This is a genomic window from uncultured Desulfovibrio sp. (assembly GCF_902477725.1).
Lineage (GTDB): Bacteria > Desulfobacterota > Desulfovibrionia > Desulfovibrionales > Desulfovibrionaceae > Desulfovibrio.
The window spans coordinates 33,936-56,950 of the sequence record NZ_CABSIF010000006.1 but is presented as its reverse complement, the minus strand read 5'-3'; the positions used below and the strand labels follow the sequence as shown (position 1 = coordinate 56,950).

17 protein-coding genes are annotated in these 23,015 nt (G+C 59.8%); 4 read left to right on the top strand and 13 right to left on the bottom strand.

Translation table 11 applies throughout. The annotated features are described in order from the left end of the window. Positions 1 to 5 precede the first annotated feature (5 nt). The 6 genes from RDK48_RS06765 to RDK48_RS06740 all read right to left on the bottom strand — a co-directional run bounded on the left by RDK48_RS06765 (position 6) and on the right by RDK48_RS06740 (position 10,619). Positions 6 to 1,199 (bottom strand): hypothetical protein, encoded by a 1,194-nt coding sequence (locus RDK48_RS06765; protein ID WP_308587851.1) that lies wholly within the window; start codon positions 1,197 to 1,199, stop codon positions 6 to 8. 158 nt (positions 1,200 to 1,357) lie between these two features. Continuing rightward, positions 1,358 to 3,400 carry a methyl-accepting chemotaxis protein gene (locus RDK48_RS06760; RefSeq protein WP_298998289.1) on the bottom strand — a complete coding sequence of 681 codons (2,043 nt, stop codon included), beginning with the start codon at positions 3,398 to 3,400 and terminating at the stop codon, positions 1,358 to 1,360. Positions 3,401 to 3,801: 401 nt separating this feature from the next. Next, positions 3,802 to 5,844, bottom strand: a complete 2,043-nt coding sequence (locus RDK48_RS06755; protein ID WP_308587850.1) for a methyl-accepting chemotaxis protein — start codon at positions 5,842 to 5,844, stop codon at positions 3,802 to 3,804. 256 nt (positions 5,845 to 6,100) lie between these two features. Next, positions 6,101 to 7,546 (bottom strand): threonine synthase, encoded by a 1,446-nt coding sequence (thrC, locus tag RDK48_RS06750; protein ID WP_298998285.1) that lies wholly within the window; start codon positions 7,544 to 7,546, stop codon positions 6,101 to 6,103. A 156-nt stretch (positions 7,547 to 7,702) separates the two neighbouring features. Beyond that, the gene (gene plsY, locus RDK48_RS06745) at positions 7,703 to 8,317 is read right to left on the bottom strand and encodes a glycerol-3-phosphate 1-O-acyltransferase PlsY (protein WP_298998282.1); all 615 of its coding nucleotides are present in this window, start codon (positions 8,315 to 8,317) and stop codon (positions 7,703 to 7,705) included. A gap of 151 nt (positions 8,318 to 8,468) precedes the next feature. After that, positions 8,469 to 10,619, bottom strand: a complete 2,151-nt coding sequence (locus RDK48_RS06740) for a ribonuclease catalytic domain-containing protein (RefSeq protein WP_298998280.1) — start codon at positions 10,617 to 10,619, stop codon at positions 8,469 to 8,471. A 206-nt stretch (positions 10,620 to 10,825) separates the two neighbouring features. Here RDK48_RS06740 and RDK48_RS06735 point away from each other — a divergent pair, with 206 nt between their 5' ends. The 4 genes from RDK48_RS06735 to RDK48_RS06720 all read left to right on the top strand — a co-directional run bounded on the left by RDK48_RS06735 (position 10,826) and on the right by RDK48_RS06720 (position 17,069). Then, positions 10,826 to 12,667 carry a histone-lysine N-methyltransferase gene (locus tag RDK48_RS06735; RefSeq protein ID WP_298998278.1) on the top strand — a complete coding sequence of 614 codons (1,842 nt, stop codon included), beginning with the start codon at positions 10,826 to 10,828 and terminating at the stop codon, positions 12,665 to 12,667. Positions 12,668 to 12,681: 14 nt separating this feature from the next. Continuing rightward, positions 12,682 to 13,824, top strand: a complete 1,143-nt coding sequence (icd, locus tag RDK48_RS06730) for an NADP-dependent isocitrate dehydrogenase (protein ID WP_298998276.1) — start codon at positions 12,682 to 12,684, stop codon at positions 13,822 to 13,824. Positions 13,825 to 14,057: 233 nt separating this feature from the next. Next, positions 14,058 to 14,735, top strand: coding sequence for a LysE family translocator (locus tag RDK48_RS06725; protein ID WP_298998274.1), 678 nt, complete (start codon positions 14,058 to 14,060; stop codon positions 14,733 to 14,735). A gap of 42 nt (positions 14,736 to 14,777) precedes the next feature. Beyond that, positions 14,778 to 17,069: a hydratase gene (locus tag RDK48_RS06720; RefSeq protein ID WP_308587848.1), complete on the top strand. Its 2,292-nt coding sequence runs from the start codon at positions 14,778 to 14,780 to the stop codon at positions 17,067 to 17,069. Between the two features lie 174 nt (positions 17,070 to 17,243). Here the strand turns inward: RDK48_RS06720 and RDK48_RS06715 are convergent, their stop codons facing one another. The 7 genes from RDK48_RS06715 to RDK48_RS06685 all read right to left on the bottom strand — a co-directional run bounded on the left by RDK48_RS06715 (position 17,244) and on the right by RDK48_RS06685 (position 22,710). Next, positions 17,244 to 17,921, bottom strand: coding sequence for a hypothetical protein (locus RDK48_RS06715; RefSeq protein ID WP_308587847.1), 678 nt, complete (start codon positions 17,919 to 17,921; stop codon positions 17,244 to 17,246). Next, on the bottom strand, positions 17,914 to 18,051 hold the full coding sequence (locus tag RDK48_RS06710) for a CcmD family protein (protein ID WP_308587845.1): 138 nt from the start codon (positions 18,049 to 18,051) through the stop codon (positions 17,914 to 17,916). The genes RDK48_RS06715 and RDK48_RS06710 overlap by 8 nt, the downstream gene beginning before the upstream one ends. A 45-nt stretch (positions 18,052 to 18,096) precedes the next feature. Next, positions 18,097 to 18,780, bottom strand: a complete 684-nt coding sequence (locus tag RDK48_RS06705; RefSeq protein ID WP_308587843.1) for a cytochrome c biogenesis protein CcsA — start codon at positions 18,778 to 18,780, stop codon at positions 18,097 to 18,099. Continuing rightward, complete coding sequence (locus RDK48_RS06700; RefSeq protein WP_308587841.1) at positions 18,780 to 19,457, bottom strand: heme exporter protein CcmB; 678 nt, start codon at positions 19,455 to 19,457, stop codon at positions 18,780 to 18,782. The genes RDK48_RS06705 and RDK48_RS06700 overlap by 1 nt, the downstream gene beginning before the upstream one ends. Continuing rightward, entirely contained in the window at positions 19,445 to 20,152 is a 708-nt protein-coding gene (locus RDK48_RS06695; protein ID WP_308587839.1) for an ABC transporter ATP-binding protein, read from the bottom strand. Before RDK48_RS06695 ends, RDK48_RS06700 begins: the two co-directional genes overlap by 13 nt. 15 nt (positions 20,153 to 20,167) lie before the next feature. Next, positions 20,168 to 22,084: a cytochrome c biogenesis protein CcsA gene (locus tag RDK48_RS06690; protein ID WP_308587838.1), complete on the bottom strand. Its 1,917-nt coding sequence runs from the start codon at positions 22,082 to 22,084 to the stop codon at positions 20,168 to 20,170. A gap of 212 nt (positions 22,085 to 22,296) precedes the next feature. Continuing rightward, positions 22,297 to 22,710 carry a cytochrome c maturation protein CcmE gene (locus RDK48_RS06685; protein WP_027181034.1) on the bottom strand — a complete coding sequence of 138 codons (414 nt, stop codon included), beginning with the start codon at positions 22,708 to 22,710 and terminating at the stop codon, positions 22,297 to 22,299. Positions 22,711 to 23,015: the final 305 nt, after the last annotated feature.

Here is a 23,015-nt window from a genome sequence, read left to right as displayed (position 1 = left end):
GCTGTTTAGCGTTTGCTGTCAAAAAAATCCTTCTGATCCCCCACTCCATACAAAAACCCACCGCGGTGGTCGGCGGTGTCGCCAGCATACACGGCTTCAGCCCTGGCTCCCCCTGCGGTGATGGTGTAGCCCACGGCAAGGGTGGACACATAGGGCGGCATGACTTCATCCACCTTGCCGTAATAGTAGCGGCAAGGCGTTGCCGAGCGCCACATGAAGGCCTGATTGTCGCGCAATCTGCGAAAAAAGGTATCCATACCCGCCGAGGATTGCGCCATAACTTCCTCTTGCACCAGGTCGGCAATCTTGGCGGGTATCTGCGGTTGCAACTCTTCCCAACCGATCTTGTTCTCGTAAAAATCACGGCAAACAGCCTGATACTCTGGCTTGATGATGGTCTGGGGCAGGCCGGGCATGTCGTAATAGTAGGCGTAGGAATAGGTAAACAGAATAACGCTGCCCGCGAGCCACGTGGCGTCAAGCGATGAGGGATTGTTTATCCAGCGGGTCAGCAGCAGGTACAGATCGGCTGCCGTTGCCGCCGCCTTGACGGGCATGTTCAGGGATTCGAGCCGATGGCGGAACTGCTGGGTGCTCCAGCTGCCCTGCGACCAGCCACTAAGATAGAGGCCATCCTCTTCAATACCCAGATCAGCAAGCACCGCTCGGGCGGCAAAAAGCATATCCATGCAGGCCTGCACTGTTGACTCGCGCACCATGTAGCTGTCCGGCTCTGTGGAATCACCCTTGCCGATGTAGTCCGCGCCTATCACCACATAGCCGTTCCCCGCCAGCCGCGCGGTCACAATGCGTGTTTCGTCCGATTCCTCAGGGTGGGAAGGCACCGCCGTGCGAGTAAATACCGTGCCGTGCTGGTACGAAACCACAGGCAACTTTTTTGGGGCGGTTTGCGGCACTGCCACAAGGCCGGAAGCCAGCGTGGGCCGATTGCCCTGTTCCGGAATCATGGTTGTATACAGCACCTTGTACAGGCTCACGCCATTGGCGGCTTGCGGGTACTGCATCTTGAAATTGCTGAAGGTCGCCACTTCTGACGTAAGAATTTTGTTCAGCCGTTCAACGCTGTAGTCGCCGATGTGCGTATAGCGCACGCCGGAGGCTACGTCCTTGTAATCTGCCGCACTGGCAGTCACCGCCAGCAGCATGAACAAAAGAGCAATGATCGTAGTCTGCCGCATGGAGCCTCCGGGTTTGCTGGTGTTTTTTCCACACTACTGATGCTCTGTTCTTTTGCAAGCCTCTGTGGGCAGCCCAAAAAGCTGACCCGGAAAAACCATATGAAAAGGGGCCCTGCCATGCGGCAAGGCCCCCCATATTGGTACTTACAGCCGGGCGGCTAATGCCCGGATTTCATACTGCTGATAAGCCCGCGCAGCACCTGGGCCTGCTGGGCCATGTCTGAAACCGCCCCGGCAGAATGCTGCATGGCGGAGCTGGTTTCTAGCGAAATACGGTTCACGTCTTCAATGGAGCGGTTGATCTCCTCGCTGGTCGAAGACTGTTCTTCCGCGGCGGTGGCGATGGATTGCACCTGCTGGGCCGTAGCATCCACCAGATTCACAATTTCATGCAGGGCCTCGCCGGAAGTGCCCGCAAGCGTGGTGGCGGTATCAATCATACCCACTACCTGCTCCACGTTGCCCACGTTTTTGCGGGTGCCGTTCTGGATATCGCGGATGGCGTCGCCCACTTCCTTGGTGGCGGTCATGGTCTTTTCCGCCAGTTTGCGCACCTCATCGGCTACCACGGCAAACCCTCTCCCGGCCTCGCCTGCGCGCGCCGCTTCTATGGCGGCATTGAGCGCCAGCAGGTTGGTTTGGTCTGCAATGTCCGAAATAACACCCAAAATCTGCCCCGTACTCTCGGCCTGCTTGCCGAGCGTGGTCATTTCCGATTTCAACTCCACGGCGCTGGTCTGGATGCGGCTGATATCCTTTATCACGCTGGCCACTACATCCGCGCCGCTTTCAGCCTTGCTCTTGGCGGCCTTGGCGGATTCCGCCGCCTGCCCGGCATTGCGCGCCACTTCAAGCACGGTGGCGTTCATTTCTTCCATGGCCGTGGCTGTCTCGCCCACACGCGCGGTCTGGCTTTCAGCGCCGCGACTGGCCTGTTCCACCTGGGCAGAGAGTTCTTCCGAAGCCGTTGTTACGGCCTCCACAACGCCTTCAAGCTCGGTGGCGGCATGCAGCATGCCATCGGCCTTGGCCTGTTCGGCAGCCATGCGGGCGGCTTCGGCTTCCTTTGTTGCGCTGGCTGCGCGTTCTGATTCTTCCTGCGCCAGAAGGCTTTTTCCGTCTGCTTCGGCTATTTTGTCTTTAAGGCTGCCCACCATGCTGCGCAGGCTGTCTGCCAGATGACCAATCTCATTACGCCGCACAAGGGTCAGGCTGCGGTCAAGCTCGCCCGCCGCCACCGACCGGGCATAGGATTCCAGCTCTTGCAGGGGTTTGACGATGATCTTTTCAAGGGCCAGCAGGGTAATGCCCACAAGCAGCAGGATTGCGGCAAAGCCAGCGCAAACCATGATGTTGCGCTGGCTGTTGGCCGAGGCCTCAATCTCCGCGCGATCCATGGTGATGACAACCTTCCAGTTCCAGCCCGGAACCGGCGCCCACGCCAGCATTTTTTCCATGCCGCCACTGGTGAAAGGTTCCACGCCCGACGGCGTGGCAAGAATCTTGGCAATGCCTGCTTCCTTGGAAACATCCTTGAGTACGCGCTCGCTGTCAGGGTGCCCGACCATGACGCCCGTGGGCGCAACAATAAACGGATAGCCCGTTTTGCCCAGATGGATGTCGTTAATGTAGTTTTCCATCAGGCCGTCAATGGCATAGGCCATGCCCACGCCGCCAATGACCTTGCCGTTCTCGTCCACTATGGCATCGGCAACGCCCACAATGGGCTTGCCCGTGATCGCGCTTTTTGACGGAGTGTCGCTCAGGCCTGGCTTGCCATTGAACGTCTGGCGAATATACTCGCGGTGGGCAAAATTTTTGAGGCTGCCTTCCTTGCCGTGAACACGGTTGATCAGTTGGGTGCCTTCCGTATCAAACAGAAAGAAGGAGTTTACTTCGTCTGCCGAGCGCGACATGGCCGAGAGAAAACCTGCGGCTTCGCCATTATCGTGCCGGTTACGCAAATATTCCTTGAGGGCAGGTTGCAGTACGGCTCCGTGCAGCACCATCTGCTGCTGCTCGCCAAAGTCGCCCAGCGACTTGGCAATGGTGCCAGCCAGAAGGCGCATCTGATCTACGCTTGACGTCAGGCTGGCCTCATAGCTGTAGCGGGCAACCACGACAATCAGGGCTGACTGCACCACAAAAACCACCCCGCCCACAAGAAGCATCATTGCCATTCTGATGCTGCGTACCGACATAAACTAGCCTCCTCACTGCAAAACAGATCATTTCAATTCAGACTGTCCACTGCGATCTTGCTAAAACCTCAAATGGAAGGCATCTGCAATATATGTTCCAATATATCAAGATATTTAATTTTACGATTATCACCTGAAATAACTGATAATTCATTGTTATCTGAATCTTGATTCCTTCACGTCACGTTCACATATGTCTGCATTTATTAACACTGATATTAAAATAATTAACAGTAATACCTGCACGTGCGCCTTGTGGCAGCGACAAAACGAGAATGAAAAAAGCGGCCCCCACGTGAGCAGGAGCCGCTTGCAGTCAGACGTCAAGCTTGATTTTAAAATACTTCAGCAACAAGTTCAGCCTGGCGGGCATACCTGCCGCTGTTTTCCACCATCACTGGCTAGTTTCCGGATTTCATACTGCTGATAAGCCCGCGCAAGACCTGGGCCTGCTGGGCCATGTCGGAAACCGCCCCGGCAGAATGCTGCATGGCGGAGCTGGTTTCGAGCGAGATACGGTTCACGTCTTCAATGGAGCGGTTGATCTCTTCGCTGGTGGAGGATTGTTCTTCCGCAGCTGTGGCGATGGACTGCACCTGCTGGGCCGTGGCGTCCACCAGTTCCACGATTTCGTTCAAGGCTTCGCCCGAGGTGCTCGCAAGCGTGGTGGCGGTGTCAATCATGCCTACAACCTGTTCCACATTGCCCACGTTTTTACGGGTGCCATTCTGGATATCGCGGATGGCGTCGCCCACTTCCTTGGTGGCGGTCATGGTCTTTTCCGCAAGTTTGCGCACCTCATCGGCTACCACGGCAAATCCACGCCCGGCTTCGCCAGCGCGCGCCGCTTCAATGGCCGCATTGAGCGCCAGCAGATTGGTCTGGTCGGCAATATCCGAAATAACGCCCAGGATCTGCCCCGTGCTCTCGGCCTGCTTGCCGAGCGAGGTCATTTCCGTTTTCAGTTCCACTGCGCTGGTCTGGATGCGGCTGATATCCTTTACCACACGGGCCACTACATCTGCGCCGCTTTCAGCCTTGTTCTTGGCGGTTTTGGCAGATTCAGCCGCCTGCCCGGCATTGCGCGCCACTTCAAGCACGGTGGCGTTCATTTCTTCCATGGCCGTGGCTGTCTCGCCCACACGCGCGGTCTGGCTTTCAGCGCCGCGACTGGCCTGTTCCACCTGGGCAGAGAGTTCTTCCGAAGCCGTTGTTACGGCCTCCACAACGCCTTCAAGCTCGGTGGCGGCATGCAGCATGCCATCGGCCTTGGCCTGTTCGGCAGCCATGCGGGCGGCTTCAGCTTCTTTTGTTGCACTGGCGGCGCGTTCCGATTCTTCCTGCGCCAGACGGCTTTTTTCATCAGCCTCGGCGATCTTGGCCTTGAGACTGCCTACCATGCTGCGCAGGCTGTCAGCCAGATGACCAATTTCATTGCGCAGGTTGATCGTCAGGGAGGACTCAAGATTGCCGTCCGCAACGTCTGAAGCAAAAGCCTGCAACTGCCGCAAGGGGCGCACAACCACCTTGTCCAGCGCAAACAGACAAATGCCCACCAGAGACAGAATAGTGATAAAGCCCACCACCAGCATAACGTTACGCTGCTCATGGGCAGGGGCCTCTATTTCATCACGGCTCACTGTCACGCCCACGCGCCAGTTCCAGTTGGGGGCCACATCCCACGCCAGCATGCGTTTCTCGCCGTTACGCATAAATTCCACGCCATTGCCGGAATCAGCCTTGACCATTTCACTGACGCCCGGTTCCCCGGCCATATCCTTGAGAATAAGCTCGCTGTCCACATGGCTGATCACAACGCCCTCGGGCGAAACCACAATGACACGGCCAGTTTTACCTATGGTTATGCCCTTGAGGTTTTTGGTCAGGGTGTCTATGTCGTAGGACATGCCAACACCTCCAACCACTTTTCCTTTGTCGTCAAAAATGGGCGTAGTGACGCTGACTATGAGCTTGCCCGTGGCAATGCTCCTGAGCGGGGCAGAACTGTAACCCGCCTTGCCAGCCAGTGCGGTCTTTATGTACTCGCGCTCCGCCAGATCGTTAACCTTGCCCAGTTTGCCCTGAGCACACAGAATAACCTGCTTGCCCGAGGCATCAAACAGATAGAGCGTATTTATTTCGGGCGCGGCTTGCGACATGGCGGCAAGAAAAACTTCCGCGCCTTTTTTGTCTTCGCCCGTAAGCAGAAATTCACGCAGTCGCGGCGGTTTGGAAACTCCGTTTATGAACATGCTGAGCTGTGTTCCAAAATCGCCCAGGGATTTGCTTACCGTGTCCGCGGTGAGATCCATTTCGTGAGTGCTCGCCTTAAGGTTCGCCTCATCCCCCATGCGCGTTACGACAACAACCAGAGCCGACTGCACCGCCAGTACCACAATGCTGATGACCAGCAACATGGCAGTCCTGATACTGCGTGAAAACATAAAAACATCCTTTGCGTAATAAACCTATCATCTTAGCACATTGATCCTTGGGGATTCATATGCGGCACCTCCCATTTCGGGAGGATGATAATTCCCCAAGAGATCACGCCATGCAGCCCGCAACGCGGCAATTCTTCAAATACCACGCAATCTACGTACCAGAGCAGGGGCGGCATTCCGCACAGCAAAAAAGAAGCGGCAGCGCAACAGATCTGCGCTGCCGCTTCTTTGATTATCGGCTTCTAAAATATAAACTTTACTTTTTTTGTAAAGAAAGTCGTCCAGCCACGGCATCCGCCCCCATGCGGGCAAATTCGGCCACTTCACGCCCCTGACGGGCACTTTCGGGCAGGAGCAGTTCCGGCTTGTTGGCCAGACTCTTGTCTGGCGTGACGCCGTATTCCGGCGGGAAGGAGTCGTTAAAATACATGTCCTGAAAACCAGCGAACTTGAGCGCATGGGCCGTCGCGTCAAGCACGGCATGCTCCTTGTCGCTGATCAGGCCAAGGGCCTTGGCGTTCATGAGGCCAGCAAGGCATTCTCCGCCCTGGGTGCAGGCAATATGGCCGTGACGATTGGCAACAATCATGGCGTCCATGATCTGCTGTTCGGTCACGCGCACCACCTGAAAGGCCCCTTCGCCGCCTTTTTCGATAAATACCTCCGCCAGCTTGCGCACACGCGGGAATGAAACGGGGTTGCCGATCATGGCGGCCTGCGCCACGCTGGGCGTGACGGTTACGGGCTGCCAGTGGCGGGCATCCTTGGGCGCATCGTAATAACGCCACACCGGGTCGGCATGCTCGGACTGGACGCCGAATACGCGGGGCAGCGAGGAGATGATGCCGAGCTCCAGCATTTTCAAAAATCCGCACATGATGGCCGTGACGTTGCCCGCATTGCCGATGGGCACAAAGAGGCACAGATCAGTCATGTCCCAGCCGTACCACTGGGCTGTTTCATACGCGTAGGATTCCTGCCCGAGGATGCGCCAGCTGTTCTTGGAATTGAGCAGGGCCACGCGGTAATTTTCTGCCAGCAGCTCGACCACCTTCATGCAGTCGTCAAACACGCCGGGCAGCTCAAGCACGGTTGCTCCGCTGCCAAGCGGCTGCGAAAGCTGCTGGGGTGTCACCTTGCCGTGGGGCAGAAGCACCACGCTCTTGAGGGGCGCGCCCACATACGAGGCGTAGAGGGCCGCCGCCGCCGAGGTATCACCAGTGGAGGCGCACACGGTCAGCACTTCGTCCCATTTGTTGCGGCGGCACAGCCACTTGAGGTAGCTGAACGCGCAGGCCATGCCGCGATCCTTAAAGGACGCGCTGGGGTTCTGACCGTCGTTCTTGTAGGCAAAGGGCACGCCCACGCGGTCGCGCAGGGCCGGGGCCGCTTCAATAATCGGCGTGATGCCTTCGCCCAGATACACGATATCGTCTTCGTCCAGCAGGGGAGCAAGCAGCTCGTAAAAACGGAATATCCCCCGAAGCGCGGTGCTGCGGCTGGCGGAGCGGGCGTCAAAAAGCTCGCGCCACTCTGCGCCGCTGCGTTCTTTCAGTTTGTCGAAATCCAGGTTTTCCAGCAGAAACACGCCGCCGCACTGCGGGCAGGTGTACAGCAGGCTGTCGCCGGGATGACGCGCGCCGCAGTCAAGACAAACATACTCCATGCGGCCGCGATAGGCCGGAAAATCCGCATGCGCCATGAGAGAAACTCCTTGATAATGACATCAGGAAGGGGCTTTGCAATCCCCATCCTCACCTCTGGTCTGCAAAAACACTTTGCGGCCAGGGGCGCTTGTGGCTGTGACAATGGCGGCACAGAGGGCCGCAACATTGCCGAAATCTGCGGGAAAGCCAGGCTATCCCTTGTCTTCCTGTTTTTCCGAATGCTTGCCCTTGAGCCAGCTGTTTTCTGTTCCTGCACGCAGTCGGGCGATGTTTTCCTTGTGCTTCCAGACCACCACGGCGCACACGCACAGGGCCAAAGGCAGCCAGGCCCATTGGCCGGTAACGGCCAGCGCCACGGCCAGCGCCACGACCAGCGTGAGCGAACCCAGCGAAACAAAGCCGCTGCGCCAGATAACAAGGCAGCACAGGGCCGAGGCCGCCAGCAGATGCCAGAAAGCCAGGGGGAGGAACACGCCAATACTGGTGGCAACAGCCTTGCCGCCCTTGAACTTCATGAAGCACGAAAAAACGTGCCCAAGCACGCAGGCCAGGCCCACCACGCTCACAAATACGGGCGAGGGATTGATGCGAAAGGCCAGCCACACGGGCACAGCCCCCTTGCAGACGTCGCACGCAAGGGTTGCCACACCCCAGCCAAAGCCGCACAGGCGGGCCACATTGGTGGCCCCGGTGCTGCGGCTGCCGCTTTCACGCGGGTCTATGCGGCAAAAGGTCTTGGCGATAACAAGGCCCCACGGCACAGAACCAAGCACATAGGCCAGAGCAATCCACAATACTTCCAGCATATAATTCTCCGCTGCAAGCCTCTGAAAATACGGGCAGATATGCCCGAAAACCCCAAAAGTCCTCTTAAAAACACAATCTTACATGGCAGCGCAAATACCTGTCGGCACGCAGGCCAAGAGGGACGCAGCCCGACTGAAGCGAAAGGCTGGTCTAGCCCGCCGTAACCGCTTCCAGAATCATGATTTCATTATACAGGGGCTGCACCTTGCCGATACGCACGTCCACGGCAAGGCCGGGGTGCGAGCGCTCGTCAAAGAGCCGCCTTTTACCGCGTACAAACATACCCTGGTCAGGCAGGCTCACGGTAATAAAAGCATCGTTTTCTTCAGTGATGACGCCGTTCCACCAGACTTTGTCGCCCTTCTGGCGGAAGAAGAGCAGCTTCCAGTAGCGCGGGCGGAAGCGCTGCACCTGCCCCGCCGCGTCCAGTGCGGGCGAAAGCACGTTGAGCAGGTCTGTCAGCTCGGCTTCTGTCCAGCGCGGCGCGCCAGTACGGAAAAAATGCACCAACTGTTCTTCGTTGACAAGATCGGGATAACGCCTGAGCGGCGAGGTCACAGGGGTGTAGCGCGCAAGCCCGAGGGCCGCGTGGGGCCGGGCCTGCACCTCAAGGCCTGAGGGCGTGAGCGCGCGCATGATGCGCGTCATGTCCTGCGGCGTCGTCCAGATGCCCGCGTATTCTCTGGGCAGGGCCACATCCTGCACGCGGTGCAGCATGGCGACGCCCTGGTCCGCGGCCCACTGGGCCACAGCGGCGCTGGCAAGAATCATCATTTCCGCCACCAGCATCTGCGCGTCCGAGGCCTGATAATCCAGCCCAACTTCCACGCGCACATCTGCCCCTTCGCCCTCAAGACGTATGACAGGGTCGGGCCTGTCCATGATTACCGCGCCGTCCGCGATGCGGGCGGTCTGCCGCTGACGGGCAAGTTCAAGGCCCAGACGCAGCTGTTCGGCATAGGGCGTGGCCGCGTTCTGCGGCAGGGGTTCGCCTGCGGCCTGCGCGTCAAGCACAGCCTGACTGTCCACATAGGTCAGGTTAGCGGCAAGGCTGGTCTGCACAACCGAAATCTCGCACTCGCCAAGGGTGCCGTCCGCCGCCACATGCACGAGCACGCTCAGGGCGGGGCGCGTCTGGCCAGCCAGCAGCGAATAGGCGTCCGTGCCCAGCACTTCGGGCAGCATGTGGCAGTCGCCTTCCGGCAGATAGATACTGGTGCCGCGGTGCAGCACCATCTTGTCCAGCGGTCCGCCAAAATTCCAGAACAGCGAGGGGCAGGCCAGCATGAGGGTCAGGGCCCAGCCGTCGCCCTCCGCCTCCACATGAAAGGCATCGTCCACATCGCGCGTGGTTGCGCTGTCTATGCTGATGCAGGGCAGATCGCAAACATCAAGACTGCCTGGCTGTCCGTTCTTGGCAAGGGCTGCCTGGGGGTCGCGCCCTGCGGCGGCAAGGGATTCAACCTCGTCGGCGCAAGCCTGCCACCAAGTATCGCCCGAGGCATAGCCCGCGCGGTCAAGCCAGAAATTATAGTGCGGTGGCACCTTGCCCCAGGCCACCAGCAGTTGCAGGGGCAGATGCGGCACATCCGGCATGCCCTTGCTCAGGGTGCGCCAGATGTTTTCCCATTCCTGACTTTCAGGATCAATCATGCGGGAAAAAAGAACTTCTTCTAGGCGCTCTGCCACTTCCTGCGAGGGCCATTCGCCAAGGGCAGCGCCCTCGCGCGGGGGCTGGGGCAGCTCGCGCTTGCGGCAGGCAACATCCCACAGAAGGCGCAGAAAGGCGGCTCCGCCTGCAATAAGCGATTCGCGCTCAAGGCGGATTTTCTCCTCGGCCATGCGTTTTTCAACCATGTCGGCTGAAAAAACCTGAAAATCCGGGGGCTGAAAACGAAAATGACTTTTGCAGGCCAGCAGGGCGCGGCCATAGGCAGCCACATGATCGGTGGTGGGGTCGCTTTCAAAAAGCTCGGCAAACCAGCTTGCCGGGGCCGCTTCCACTTCGCCCTGGGCGAGTTCCCACACGTCCATGACGGGGATCTGGACGGCCATATCTTCGCGGTTTTGTCTGTGCGCTTCAAGCACGCGCACTGCGTCTTCCCGCCCCATATCCGCCCCGTGCATGGGCCCTATCCAGGGCAGCAGGCGCGAAGAATTGAGCCGGGTTTCCCTTCTGTTGGGTAACAGTAGCCGCAGCCTGCCCCCGACCTCTTCAGTGACCAGGGCAATCTGCACGGCATTGCCTTCCATATATTCCACCACGCAACCCGGCGCCGGGTAGCGCACACAATCAGACATGCCCGCTCCTTCAGAAAAAGCGCGTCCGCTCTCCCATAGACCGCCGCGCTTGCAGCCAAAGACATTCCTTTATTTTTGGCCTTCTGGCAAGTGCCGCCGGGGGCGCAGCACCAGATATACTGGACGCAAGGGCTATAAACCGCTATCTTAGCGGCTTACGGCAACAATTTTTACCACGCGCATAGCGCTAGCAGGGCGGACACCCAATGAGCAACATTATTCACCAAACTGGAGGCAGCCGTACCCTGGTCATGCAGGAGCCGGAAAAACCGCAGCTCTACCGTGAGCTTTTCCCTTACACCAGCGTTTGCCGCACCTCGTTTGACGAGGTTCTGCTGTCCCCCCGACCGGCAGATCAAATGCGCATTACCGACACGACCTTTCGCGACGGCCAGCAGGCCCGCCCCCCCTATACGGTCAAGCAAGTGGCAAAGATGTTCGATTTTCTGCACCGACTCGGCGGAAAAACAGGACTCATCACGGCTTCGGAATTTTTTCTGTACTCGGCCAAAGACCGCAAGTGCATTGATGTATGCCGCGCCAGAGGCTACCGCTTTCCGCGTGTGACCGCCTGGATACGCGCCACCAAGGAAGACCTCAAGCTTGCGCGCGACATGGAATTTGACGAAACCGGCATGCTCACCAGCGTGTCGGACTACCATATTTTTCTCAAGCTGGGCAAAACCCGCCAGCAGGCCATGGACATGTATGTGGGCATGGCCGAGCAGGCGCTGGAATGGGGCATCATCCCCCGCTGCCACTTTGAAGACGTGACCAGAGCCGATATTTACGGCTTCTGCCTGCCCCTGGCCCAACGTCTCATGGAGCTTTCGCGCCAGAGCGGCATGCCGGTCAAAATCCGCCTGTGCGACACCATGGGCTACGGCGTCCCCTACCCTGGTGCGGCGCTACCCCGCTCGGTGCAGCGCATTGTGCGCTGCTTTACGGACGAGGCCGGCGTTCCCGGTCAGTGGCTTGAATGGCACGGACACAACGACTTCCACAAGGTGCTGGTCAACGGCGTCACCGCATGGCTCTACGGCTGCGGCGCGGTCAACGGCACACTGTTCGGCTTTGGCGAACGCACGGGCAACACCCCGCTGGAAGCCCTGCTGGTGGAATACATTTCGCTTACGGGCGACGATGCCGCCGCAGACACCACGATTCTGAGCGAAGTTGCCGATTTCTTTGAAAAAGAACTGCACTACCGCATTCCCCACAACTATCCCTTTGTGGGCCGCGACTTCAACGCCACCAGCGCGGGCGTGCACGCCGACGGCCTGGCCAAGAACGAAGAGATATACAACATCTTCGACACCAAGCATCTGCTTGGCCGCCCGGTGCCCATCATCATTACCGACAAGACGGGCCGCGCGGGCGTTGCCTACTGGATCAACGCCAACCTCAATCTGCCCAACGACCAGCAGGTCTCCAAAAAGCACCCTGCCGTGGGCCAGATATACGACGCCATCATGGCCGTGTACGAAGAAACGGGCCGCACCACCAGCTTCTCGCACGAAGAAATGGAAGCCCTGGTACAGCGCTTTATGCCCGAACTCTTCGCCTCCGAATACGACCACATGAAGCAGCTGGCTGGCGAACTTTCGGCCAACATCATCATTCGCCTTGCCCGCAGCAAGGATCTGCTGGATCTCAGCAAGCATGCCTGCGCGCGGCTTGACGAATTTGTGCGCGAATTCCCCTTTATCCAGTATTGCTACCTCACAGACGACCAGGGCAAGCTGCGCTGCTCGGCCATTACCGACCCGGTCTACAAGGAAACCTACGAGGCTCTGCCCATCGGCTACGATTTTTCGGAGCGCGAATGGTTCAAGATGCCCATGAAAACCGGCGACCTGCACATCATGGATGTGTACCAGTCGCACTTCACGAGCAAGCTCATCATCACCGTTTCATGCGCGGTGACGGATGACAAGGACAACATCGTGGGCGTCATTGGCGTGGACATCCAGCTTGAACTGCTCCTCAAACGCGCGCGTGCGCTCCAGCAGGAAGTGGCGGCAGCAGACGACAGCGACAACGACTAAGGTAAGGAAATTCCATGAACAAGAGAATCTACTGGATCGAAGGCGATGGCATTGGCCCCGAAATCTGGAAGGCCGCGCGCCCTGTCATTGAAGCTGCCCTTGCTGCCGAAAATACCGGCATCAATCTGGAGTGGACAGAGCTGCTGGCGGGCGACAAGGCCGTGAAAGAAACTGGCTCTCCCCTGCCGGAAGAAACCATGCAGACCCTGCGTAGCGCAGAGCTTGCCATGAAGGGCCCCCTCGGCACCCCCGTGGGCACGGGTATCCGCAGCCTCAACGTGGCTTTGCGCCAGGGGCTTGATCTCTACGCATGCATCCGCCCGGTGCGTCACTTTGAAGGGCTTGAAACTCCCGTCAAACACCCCGAGCGCGTCAACATGGTCATTTTCCGCGAAAATACCGAAGACGTTTACGCCGGTGTGGAATTTGCCGCCGGGACCCCCGAGGCCCGCAAGCTTATCACCTTTTTGCGCGAGGAACTGGGCGTGAACAAGGTGGACGATACCGCCGCAGTGGGCATCAAACCCATGACCGAGGCTGGCTCCAAGCGTCTGGTGCGTCGCGCCCTTCGCTTTGCCCTGGACCAGAAGCAGCAGAGCCTCACCCTTGTGCACAAGGGCAATATCATGAAGTTCACTGAAGGCGCCTTCCGCCAGTGGGGCTACGATGTGGCCGCGCAGGAATTTGGCGACCTGACCTGCACGGAAAAAGAACCCGTGGCTGGTCGTCTGGTGGTCAAAGACCGCATTGCAGACGCCATGTTCCAGGAGGCCCTGCTGCGCCCCGAGCAGTACCAGATTCTTGCCACGCCCAACCTCAACGGCGACTACATCTCTGACGCGCTGGCGGCGCAGGTGGGCGGCCTTGGGCTGGCCCCCGGCGTCAACATGTCGGACACCCTGGCCTTTTACGAAGCCACCCACGGCACTGCCCCCACCATTGCGGGCAAGGACAAGGCCAACCCCGGCAGCGTCATTTTGTGCGGCGCGCTGATGCTTGAACACATCGGCGTGCCCAAGGCAGCCGAGCGCATCCGCAATGCCGTGAGCAAGGCCATTGCCGCCAAGGCCGTGACCGAAGACCTCGCCGCTCAGGTGCCCGGTTCGCGCACTGTGGGCTGCGTGGAGTTCGGCGAAATCATAGGTGCAAATCTGTAGAGATATGTTAGCCCGTGGCCGAAAGGTTACGGGCTTTACTTCTGCATGCTGCGCGGGCCAGCTGCATGGCTAGTCATACGGCCAATTGCCCGGCCAGATGCATATTCTTGAAGGTAGAATATGAAGAAAAGGAGTGTCTTTACGGCTCTGTTCGGAGGTCAACCGACTGACGGGCGCAACCGCAAGGTACTCCTTTTATTTCTCCTGCTCTGGCTTGAATGAAGGACTACACCATGATTTCACTGGATACTCTGCTGCTCTTTGTGCCCATGGCCGCCATTCTGGTAATGTTGCCGGGGCCGGATTTTGCGCTTATTGCCAAAATTTCGCTCATGAATGGTCGCCCGCAGGGGCAGGCCGCGGCAGTGGGCGTGGCCCTTGGCATCTGTGTGCACACCACGGCAGCCATGCTGGGCATTTCGGCCATCATCGCCCAGTCCGTGCTGTGGTTCAGCATCCTCAAATATGTGGGCGCGGCCTATCTGGTGTGGCTGGGCATTCAGGCCATACGCGCCGGGCAACGTGCTGGCCAGCCTGTAAGCGCGGCGGTAGTTAAAACGGCGCAGGAGCCGAATCCCGCCCGGTCAGTGCAACGTCTGACGTTGCGCCAATGGCTGCACTTCTTCGGCCAGGGCTTTCTGACCAATGCGCTGAATCCCAAGGCTGTGCTGATTTTTCTGACTTTTCTCCCCCAGTTCATGGATCCCCACGCACCGCTTGCCCCGCAGTTTCTCACCCTGGGCAGCATCATGTCTGGACTGTGTCTGTTCTGGTATGTGCCGCTGGCCTATATGTTGGGCCGCATCCGGCACATCTTTGAGAACAGCCGTTTTCAGAAGTGGATGCAGCGCTGCACTGGCCTTGTGTTCATAGCCTTTGGCCTCAAACTGGCCACGGCGCAAGCTCGCTAACCCGCGTCGCGCCAGCGACCCGCAAACCCCTGAAGGTCTGCCATGATCGAAATTGTGAACAGTTCTGTGGTGATTGACGCCAACGGCATAAGCATGGCTGAAGAAGCCCGCGCCAAGGGCGTGGATATCGAAGCCGCCCGCAAAAACAGTCTTTCCGCCCGCATTCTGGCGGCGCACAATACCGGCACGGACGACAACGTGCTGCGCATCCGTTTTGACGCCATGGCCTCGCACGACATCACCTATGTGGGTATTGTGCAGACGGCCCGCGCCAGCGGACTCAAGGAATTCCCTGTCCCATACGCGCTGACCAACTGCCACAACAGCCTGTGCGCCGTGGGCGGCACCATCAATGAAGACGACCATCTCTTCGGTCTTTCCGCTGCCCGCAAGTACGGCGGCATCTTTGTGCCCCCGCATCTGGCGGTCATCCACCAGTATGTGCGCGAAATGATGACCAAGTGCGGCGGCATGATCCTTGGATCAGACAGCCACACCCGCTACGGCGCGCTGGGCGTAATGGCCATTGGCGAAGGCGGGCCGGAACTGGTCAAGCAGCTGCTTGGCAAGACCTACGATGTGACCAACCCGCAAAAGGTGGCTGTGTGGCTTGAAGGCACGCCCCGCCCCGGTGTTGGCCCGCAGGACGTGGCCCTTGCCATCATTGGCGCGGTGTTCAAAAACGGCTTTGTGAAGAACAAGGTCATGGAATTCATGGGCCCCGGCGTGGCGGGTCTTTCCGTGGAATACCGCTGCGGCATTGACGTCATGACCACGGAAACCACCTGTCTGTCGTCCATCTGGACCACGGACGAAAAGGTGCGCGACTACATGACCATGCACGGCCGCGCGGGCGACTACGCCGAGCTGAGGCTTGAAGGCCCGGCTTGCTACGATGGCCTTATCCGCGTTGATCTGAGCAGGATTGTGCCCATGATCGCCCTGCCCTTCCACCCCAGCAACGTGTACCCCGTGGCCGAAGTTGCCAAGCACGGGGCCGAACTGCTGGCCGAAGTGGAAGCCGAAGCCCAACGCCAGTTTGGCGATGCGGCCAAGGGTCTGAACATGCGCGCCAAGGTGCGCGATGGCGGCGTGTGGGTGGATCAGGGCATTATTGCTGGCTGCGCTGGCGGCAATTTTGAAAATATCGCCCTGGCTGCCGCCATCCTGGACGGCAAATCCACGGGCAATCAGGCCTTCAATCTGGCCGTGTACCCCGCCAGCGAACCGCAGGGCCTTGCGCTCGTCAAAAACGGCGCAACCGCCAAACTTATGCTTGCAGGCGCGGTGATGAAGACGGCCTTCTGCGGCCCCTGTTTCGGCGCTGGCGATACCCCGGCCCACGGGGCGCTCTCCATCCGCCACACCACCCGCAACTTCCCCAACCGCGAAGGCTCCAAGCCTTCCAACGGGCAGGTTTCCACGGTGGCCCTCATGGACGCCCGCTCCATCGCCGCCACTGCGGCCAATGGCGGCCGCCTTACCCCGGCAACCGAGCTTGACTGGTCTGCGCCCACGCTGGCCAATGTCGATCTTTCCTACTCCTTTGAGCCGCTCATCTACCACAGCCGCGTGTACAACGGCTTTGGCAAGGCGGAACCCGAAGCCCAGCTCGTGCGCGGCCCCAACATTGCCGACTGGCCGAGCATGAGCCCCCTGCCCGAACATCTGCTCTTGCAGGTGGTAAGCGTGATCACCGACCCGGTCACCACCACGGACGAGCTGATCCCCTCCGGCGAAACTTCGTCATTGCGTTCCAATCCGCTCAAGCTGGCGGAATACACGCTTTCCCGCAAGGATCCCGGCTATGTGGGACGCGCCAAGGCTGTTAACGCCATGGAAGCCGCCCGCCTCGCCAATCCCGCCAATGCGGAGTTGCTTGCCAAGGCGCGGGGGCTCTTTGCCGTGTGCGGTCTTGATGTATTGCAGGGCGCAGCCGACCTCAAGCAGGTGGGCCTTGGCTCCACAATCTTTGCCGTAAAGCCCGGCGACGGTTCGGCCCGCGAACAGGCGGCCTCCTGCCAGAAGGTGCTGGGCGGCTGGGCCAACATGGCCGTGGAATACGCCACCAAGCGTTACCGCTCCAACCTTATCAACTGGGGCATGCTGCCCTTTATCGTTGATCCCTCGCTGGCCGACAGCCTGAAAGTCGGCGACTGGCTGGTGGTGCCCAACGTGCGCAGCGCCGTGCAGAACGCCGACCCCTCCTTCACCGGCTACGTTGCCAGCGAAGACGGACAGGCTCAGCAGATCAACCTTGCGCTCAAGGAACTGACCAGTGATGAACGCAAAATCATCCTCAATGGCTGCCTGATCAACTTCTACAACAGCTAGGCGAGAATTTTTCGGGGGAGGGACCCTCTAAAAAGGGTCTCCTCCCCGTACCCCCAACCCCTAAATTTTTTATTCTGCTATCAGGGGTGGCTAACAAGGCCATTCAAATCAGCAAAAGGCCTCGGTGGAGCAGTTCCACAGAGGCCTTTTTAATTTCTGGCTGGCAGAAAAGCCTTACTTGGCGGCTTTCTTGTCTGCCTTTTTGTCAGCTTTCTTGTCCGCCTTGGCGTCTGCCTTGGCATCGGGCTTGGCTACGGCGGGTTGGGCTTCTTGCACTGCGGGGACTTTTTCCAGTTCCTGCTTGATGGCAGCCTTGAGTTCTTCGCTGGCGGTGGCGTCGGTCAGGCCCGCGCGCAGGTGCTCCGCGCCGCGCTTTGGGTCTTCGAGAAAATAGATGTACAGCACGCCGAGGCTGTAGCGCACGGAGGCTTCGTCCTTGATCTTCACAACCTGCTCAAGGGCTTCGGCGGCTTCCTTGTGGCGGCCCTGATTGTGCTGGATTACGCCAAGCAGGTACAGGGGCTTGGAATTGCTCACGTCCATGGTCACGGCGCGCTGGGCAAAGGTTTCCGCCGCATCCCAGTTCTGCGCGGTCACAAGATGCTCGATCAGGTGAATAAGCGCACCAAGATCCTGCGGATTTTCCGCGACCTGACGCATGAGCTTGCCCACGGTCTGGGCATCTTCGCCAGCTTCACCACCGCCCATGCCCTGCTGTTGACGGGCCGCCACAGTGAGATGCGGATTCTGGAACCGCGCCTTGAGCGAAGCCCCAAGCATCACGGCCAGCGCAACAGCCAACGCGACAATAAGTATGCGGGCGGAAAGGTTGCTTTTCTTCGTATCAGTCATGATTGAGCATCTCCATCTGGGCAAGGCGCGCGGCCAGTGAACGCTGGCGAGCCGCCAGAAAAGCCATATACGAGCCAATGCCAATCCACACGACGGCATTGGCCATGATTACCCATGTCAGTGTATCCATAGTTCCTCCGGGTGGAGTGAATGATTTCAGTTACGGGCCGAAATTTTAGGCATTCAGCCGATTTTGCGCCAGCGCGTCAAGGCGGTCGCGCAGATCAAGCTGACGCTTGCGCAGCCACACCAGGGCCGCCCACAACAGGCCAAAACAGGCAACGCAGGCCATGACGGTAATGCGCATTTCAGGCTCCAGCCCGCCGCCCTTGCTGCCAAAAACAGCCGGATGGATGGACCGCCAGATGCGCGCCGACATAAAGACCAGCGGCACATCCAGAAAGGCCACCACGCCCACCACGGCGCACACCGTATTGCGGCGCTGCGGCGACAGGTCAAGCCCGCGCAAAACCAGATAGCCCGCGTACACGAACCACATGATCAGGGTTGTGGTCAAGCGCGGATCCCACGTCCACCACACGCCCCACGAGCGGCGCGCCCAGAGCATGCCCGTGACCAGCGCAAGGCCGCCCAGCAGCACGCCCACTTCTGCGGCGGCTGCGGCCAGCCTGTCCGCAGCGGGATTACGCCGCCACAGGTAGGCCACAGATGCGCCAAACACCACAAAAAAACTCACCAGCGCCCACCACGACATGGGCAGGTGGATGTAAAATATCTTTTGCGCCAGCCCCAGGGTCACTTCCTCGGGGGCATAGGCAAACACAAGCCACTGACAGGCGGCAAAGGCAACGCCCCCCAGCAGGGCCAGAATCTGCGGCAACGCCGAACACTTGGGCATTACTCATCCCCCGCGTAGATGTATCCAAACAGCAAAAGCCCGGCACCAAGAAAAACGGCGTCAAAGGCGGCGGCAACGCCGAGCCACGCCCCCGGGCCATCCGGATTGGCCGCGCCGAGCGCCTGCGCCCCCACGCTTATACCCGCCAGCAAAAGCGGCGTCAGCAGCGGAAAAAGCACAATGCTCAGCAACGATTCACGGGCGGCCTGCCCCTGCGCCAGCGCCCCCAGCAGGGAGCCGAGAGCGCACATGCCGATATCCGTCAGCACAAGAGCCAGCAGAGCCTCGGGCAATGGCCCGCCAAGCTCCTGCCCCAAGAAGACCACAGCCGCAGGCAGAAAAATAACCTGCGCCAGCACCAGCAGTGCAAGCCCCGCGCAGCCCTTGCCAAGCCATACGGCCTGCACCGGGGCGGGGCACAGCAAAAGCCCGAGACGGGAATTGTTAACTTCTTCCAGCGCATAGAGCTGGTTGAAAATAAGCACCTGACAAAAGGCGGAACTTATCCAGAACACAGCCGCAGCGCCCTGCGGCGCCATGCGCTCGCCAATGCCCTGCGACAGGCTGAATACAAAAAGCAGCAAAAGCCCGAGCAGCAAGGCCTGCACCAGCCCGCTGCCACGCGCCAGCGTCAGGGCCAGATCCTTACGGGTCATTGCAAACATCAGGCGCAGCATGCGGGGCCTCCCTGCGCGCGTTCAGAAGCCTCTGCGGCAGCGCCTGCCAGTGTTTCCACCGAAGCAAAGCCGCCAAATCCCGCCGGGGAGCCGTCATAAGCCAGCTTGCGGTGTTCCAGCGCCAGCAGCCTGTCGGCCAGGGGCGCATCGCCCGCCAGATCGTGGCTGATAAGCACCACGCATGCCCCGCGCTGGCGCGCTGCAAGAATCTCTCGCCGCAGCAGAGCCAGCGAGGCCACATCAAGGCCTGTGCCGGGTTCGTCCAGCAGAAGCACGTCCGGGGCCTGCATGAGCACCCGCGCCAAGTTCAGACGCTGGGCCATACCGCGCGAGAACACGCCCGCCCGTTCGTGGGCGTGGGCTTCCAGCCCCACGCGGGCCAGCCCGGCCATGATATCGTCACGCGTCAGCTTAAGGCCGTAGGCATCGCGCCAGAAGGCCAGATTCTCCACCGCCGTGAGGCCGGGATACAGAAAGGTAGCGTGCCCCAGATAGCCCACGCGGGCCTGATCTGCCACGTTGGCAGCGCCAGCGCTTGGGCGGGAAAGCCCCGCCATGATGCGCATGAGGGTGCTCTTGCCCGCGCCGTTGCCGCCCACGAGCAGCGAGACACTGCCCGCAGCAAGAGCGCAGCTTACGTCTTTAAAGACGACCTTGACGCCATAGACCTTGGCAACGCGCACAAGTTCCAGCAAGAGGGCCTCCTGCGGCTAGGCCGCGCTGTTCTCGCTGTCCGACTCCGGCGCGGGATTCTTGCGGCGGCGCAGGCCAGCAAGCGGCACAAGGCACATGATGGTGCCGCCGATCCACAGCCAGTTTACCAGCGGCTCAACGCTGACCTTGACCACAACTCTGGAGCTTTCGTCCAGCCCCAGCAGGGAGGCGTAGATTTCGTTGCCAAGGCCGGGGATCACGTCCACTTCGGAGAATTGCATGGTGCCGAACTTGTCGTACAGGCGGCGCTCCGGCGCGACGATGCCGAGGGATTTGCCGTCCTTGAAGATTTCCAGTCGCGCTGCGATAAATTCATGGTCAACGCGGCGGCCCTCGCCCAGTTCAAGCAGGGTGGCAGTATAGCTGCCCACGGTGCTGCTTTCGCCCTTGGCGAGGATCATTTCGCGGTCAGTGGTGTACGGGCCGGAAAAGGAGATACCGATGGCGACCAGCGCCATGCCGATATGCGCGCCCAGCGCCCCGATGGTGACGGGCTGCGAACGGTTGGCCTTGTCTGCCAGCAGCATGACGGCCCCAAGCACAATAGCCACAGCGGCGGAAGCGCCCAGCAGGGCCGTGGGCTGATGGTAGCCCAGCGCCCAGATAACCCCGGCGCTGACTGCAAAGGCCCCGATCACGGCAAAAAAGCCCTTCTTGTTGCGCAGGCCTCCGCCCCAGCCAAGCCAGGGACAGGCAGCCATCATCACCACCAGCAGCGCGCCGAGGGGCAGGCACACGCGGTTGTAGAAGCGGGCGTCAAGGCCGCGCGGCGCGGTAGACCACAACTTGCTGATGACGGGCCACATGGTGGCAACCAGAATAATCACGGCAAGCGCCAGCAGCACCCAGGCCACAAGGGTCAGAAAGCCTTCGCGGCTTTCAAGCCCGGCAAGGGGTTTGCCGGTTTTGGGCGAGGCAAAGGGAATCCACAGGGCAATGACAAGGCCGCCCAGCACAAAGATGGTCAGGGGCGTACCCACGCTGCCGTCGCCAAAGGCGTGGACGGAATCAATAACGCCGCTGCGCACGAGGTAAGTGGCAAAAAAGGCAGAAACCGTGGTGAGCACCATCATGGCGACGTTGACGCGCCCAAGCTTGCCCCGGCGGTCTTCAACAATCAGGGTATGCAGCGAAGCCGTGGCGATGAGCCAGGGCACCAGAGATGCGTTTTCCACAGGGTCCCATGCCCAGTAACCGCCCCAGCCAAGCTCCATGTAGGCCCACCATGCGCCGAGCACTATGCCCGCCGTAAGGAACAGCCACGCCAGAATGATGAAGGGCCGCGAAAGGCGGAACCAGGACCCTTCGCTGCTGCTCTGCCCCGAAAGACACTGGGCCAGCGCCAGACAGGCGGGCACGGCAAAGCCGCCGTAACCAAGGAACAGCAACGGCGGATGAAAGATCATACCGGGATTCTGGAGCAGGGGGTTCAGGCCGTTGCCGTCTGCCGGAACAGGCGATTGCAGCACAAAGGGATTGCTCCAGCTGGTGAGGATAAGGGCAAAAAAGCCCATGATGATGTAAAAAAAGCTCCAGTACCACAGGCGCGTGGGGCGGCTGAGGTTTCTGTAGGCCCGCGTGAGGGCAAAGGCGCTGCCGCTCAGGCCCACTGCCAGCGCCCAGAAGAGCATGGAGCCGGGCTGCCCGGCCCAGAAGGCCGTGAGGCGGTAAAATACGGGCAGTACGCGGTCAGTATAGCTGGCAACGTAGGCCACGCTGAAGTCGTTCCAGAACAGAGCGTGCAGCAGCAGGGCCGAGGCCAGCAAGAGCGCGCCGCTGATAACGAGGTGGGCTTTTTCCACCACGGCGAGGGAGTCTTCCCGGTTTTGCCACAATTGCAGAAGGGCCAGACCACAGCCGCCAAGTGCGGCCAGCAGGGCCACCAGTTGAAGGGCAAAGGCAAAAACGTACATAAGACTCCTTTATCCCGCTTAGGGGGCGGCCCGCCGCTGGGCGGGGCGTTACTATCGTTTGGGCATCGGGTGCCCGATTACGGCTCTGCGCACTGAGCTGAAACCCGACCATCTTGCAGGGAGAGCCCGCGACCTTGGCCCGCAACAATGGACAGAACGAAGGGCCAGTCAGGCCAATCGCACTCGCCAAACGGCAATGCCGCTGAGCAGGTTCAGCTATTGCGGTTCTCTTTCTGGTATTTGGAGGGGCATTTGGTCATGAGCGTCTTGGCCTGAAAGCGGCCTTCCGGCCCCATGCCGCCTTCAACAATAACTTCCGCGCCAGCCTTGAAGGTATCTGGCACCGCGCCGGAATAACTTATCAGAATGGTCTGGCTGGCGTTGTCCTTGTCTTCAAGGCGAAAATCCACACCGGGCGCGCCCCGGTGCTTCTCAATGCCGTCTTCGGCCACAGTACCAAAAAGCCGCGCCGCCACGAGTTTTTCGGGCGTTGCGGCCTTGGCTTCCGACACATTCAGAAAATACACGCTGTTTTCAGAAAAGCCGGAATATGCAAGATAGCCCACCCCGCCCAAAAAGAGCAGCAGCGCGGCTATGTAGATGCCAGTGTTTTTTTTGCGGGCCATGCGTTTCTCCTGAAACATTGGGTCATGTTTGGTGCTGCCCGAAAGGGGCCATGACCTTCGACCTGTCGCGCCGCAGGGCGCGCAGACCGAACCTGCCGGGCTGGGGCTTTTGCCCTGGGCCGCCCGGCCCTGATTGCTCAAACCCTTACGCTATTTTATACCTGCTGACAAGATAGGAATTATTTTTAATAGAAGTATAACTCAGCTAGGGGCGCGGGTTCTGTGATTGTGGTCACACTTGCCGCAAGCTTTGTGTGCGGGCGCACACCACTGCAACAGCAGGGGAACAAGGCTGAATCCAAACA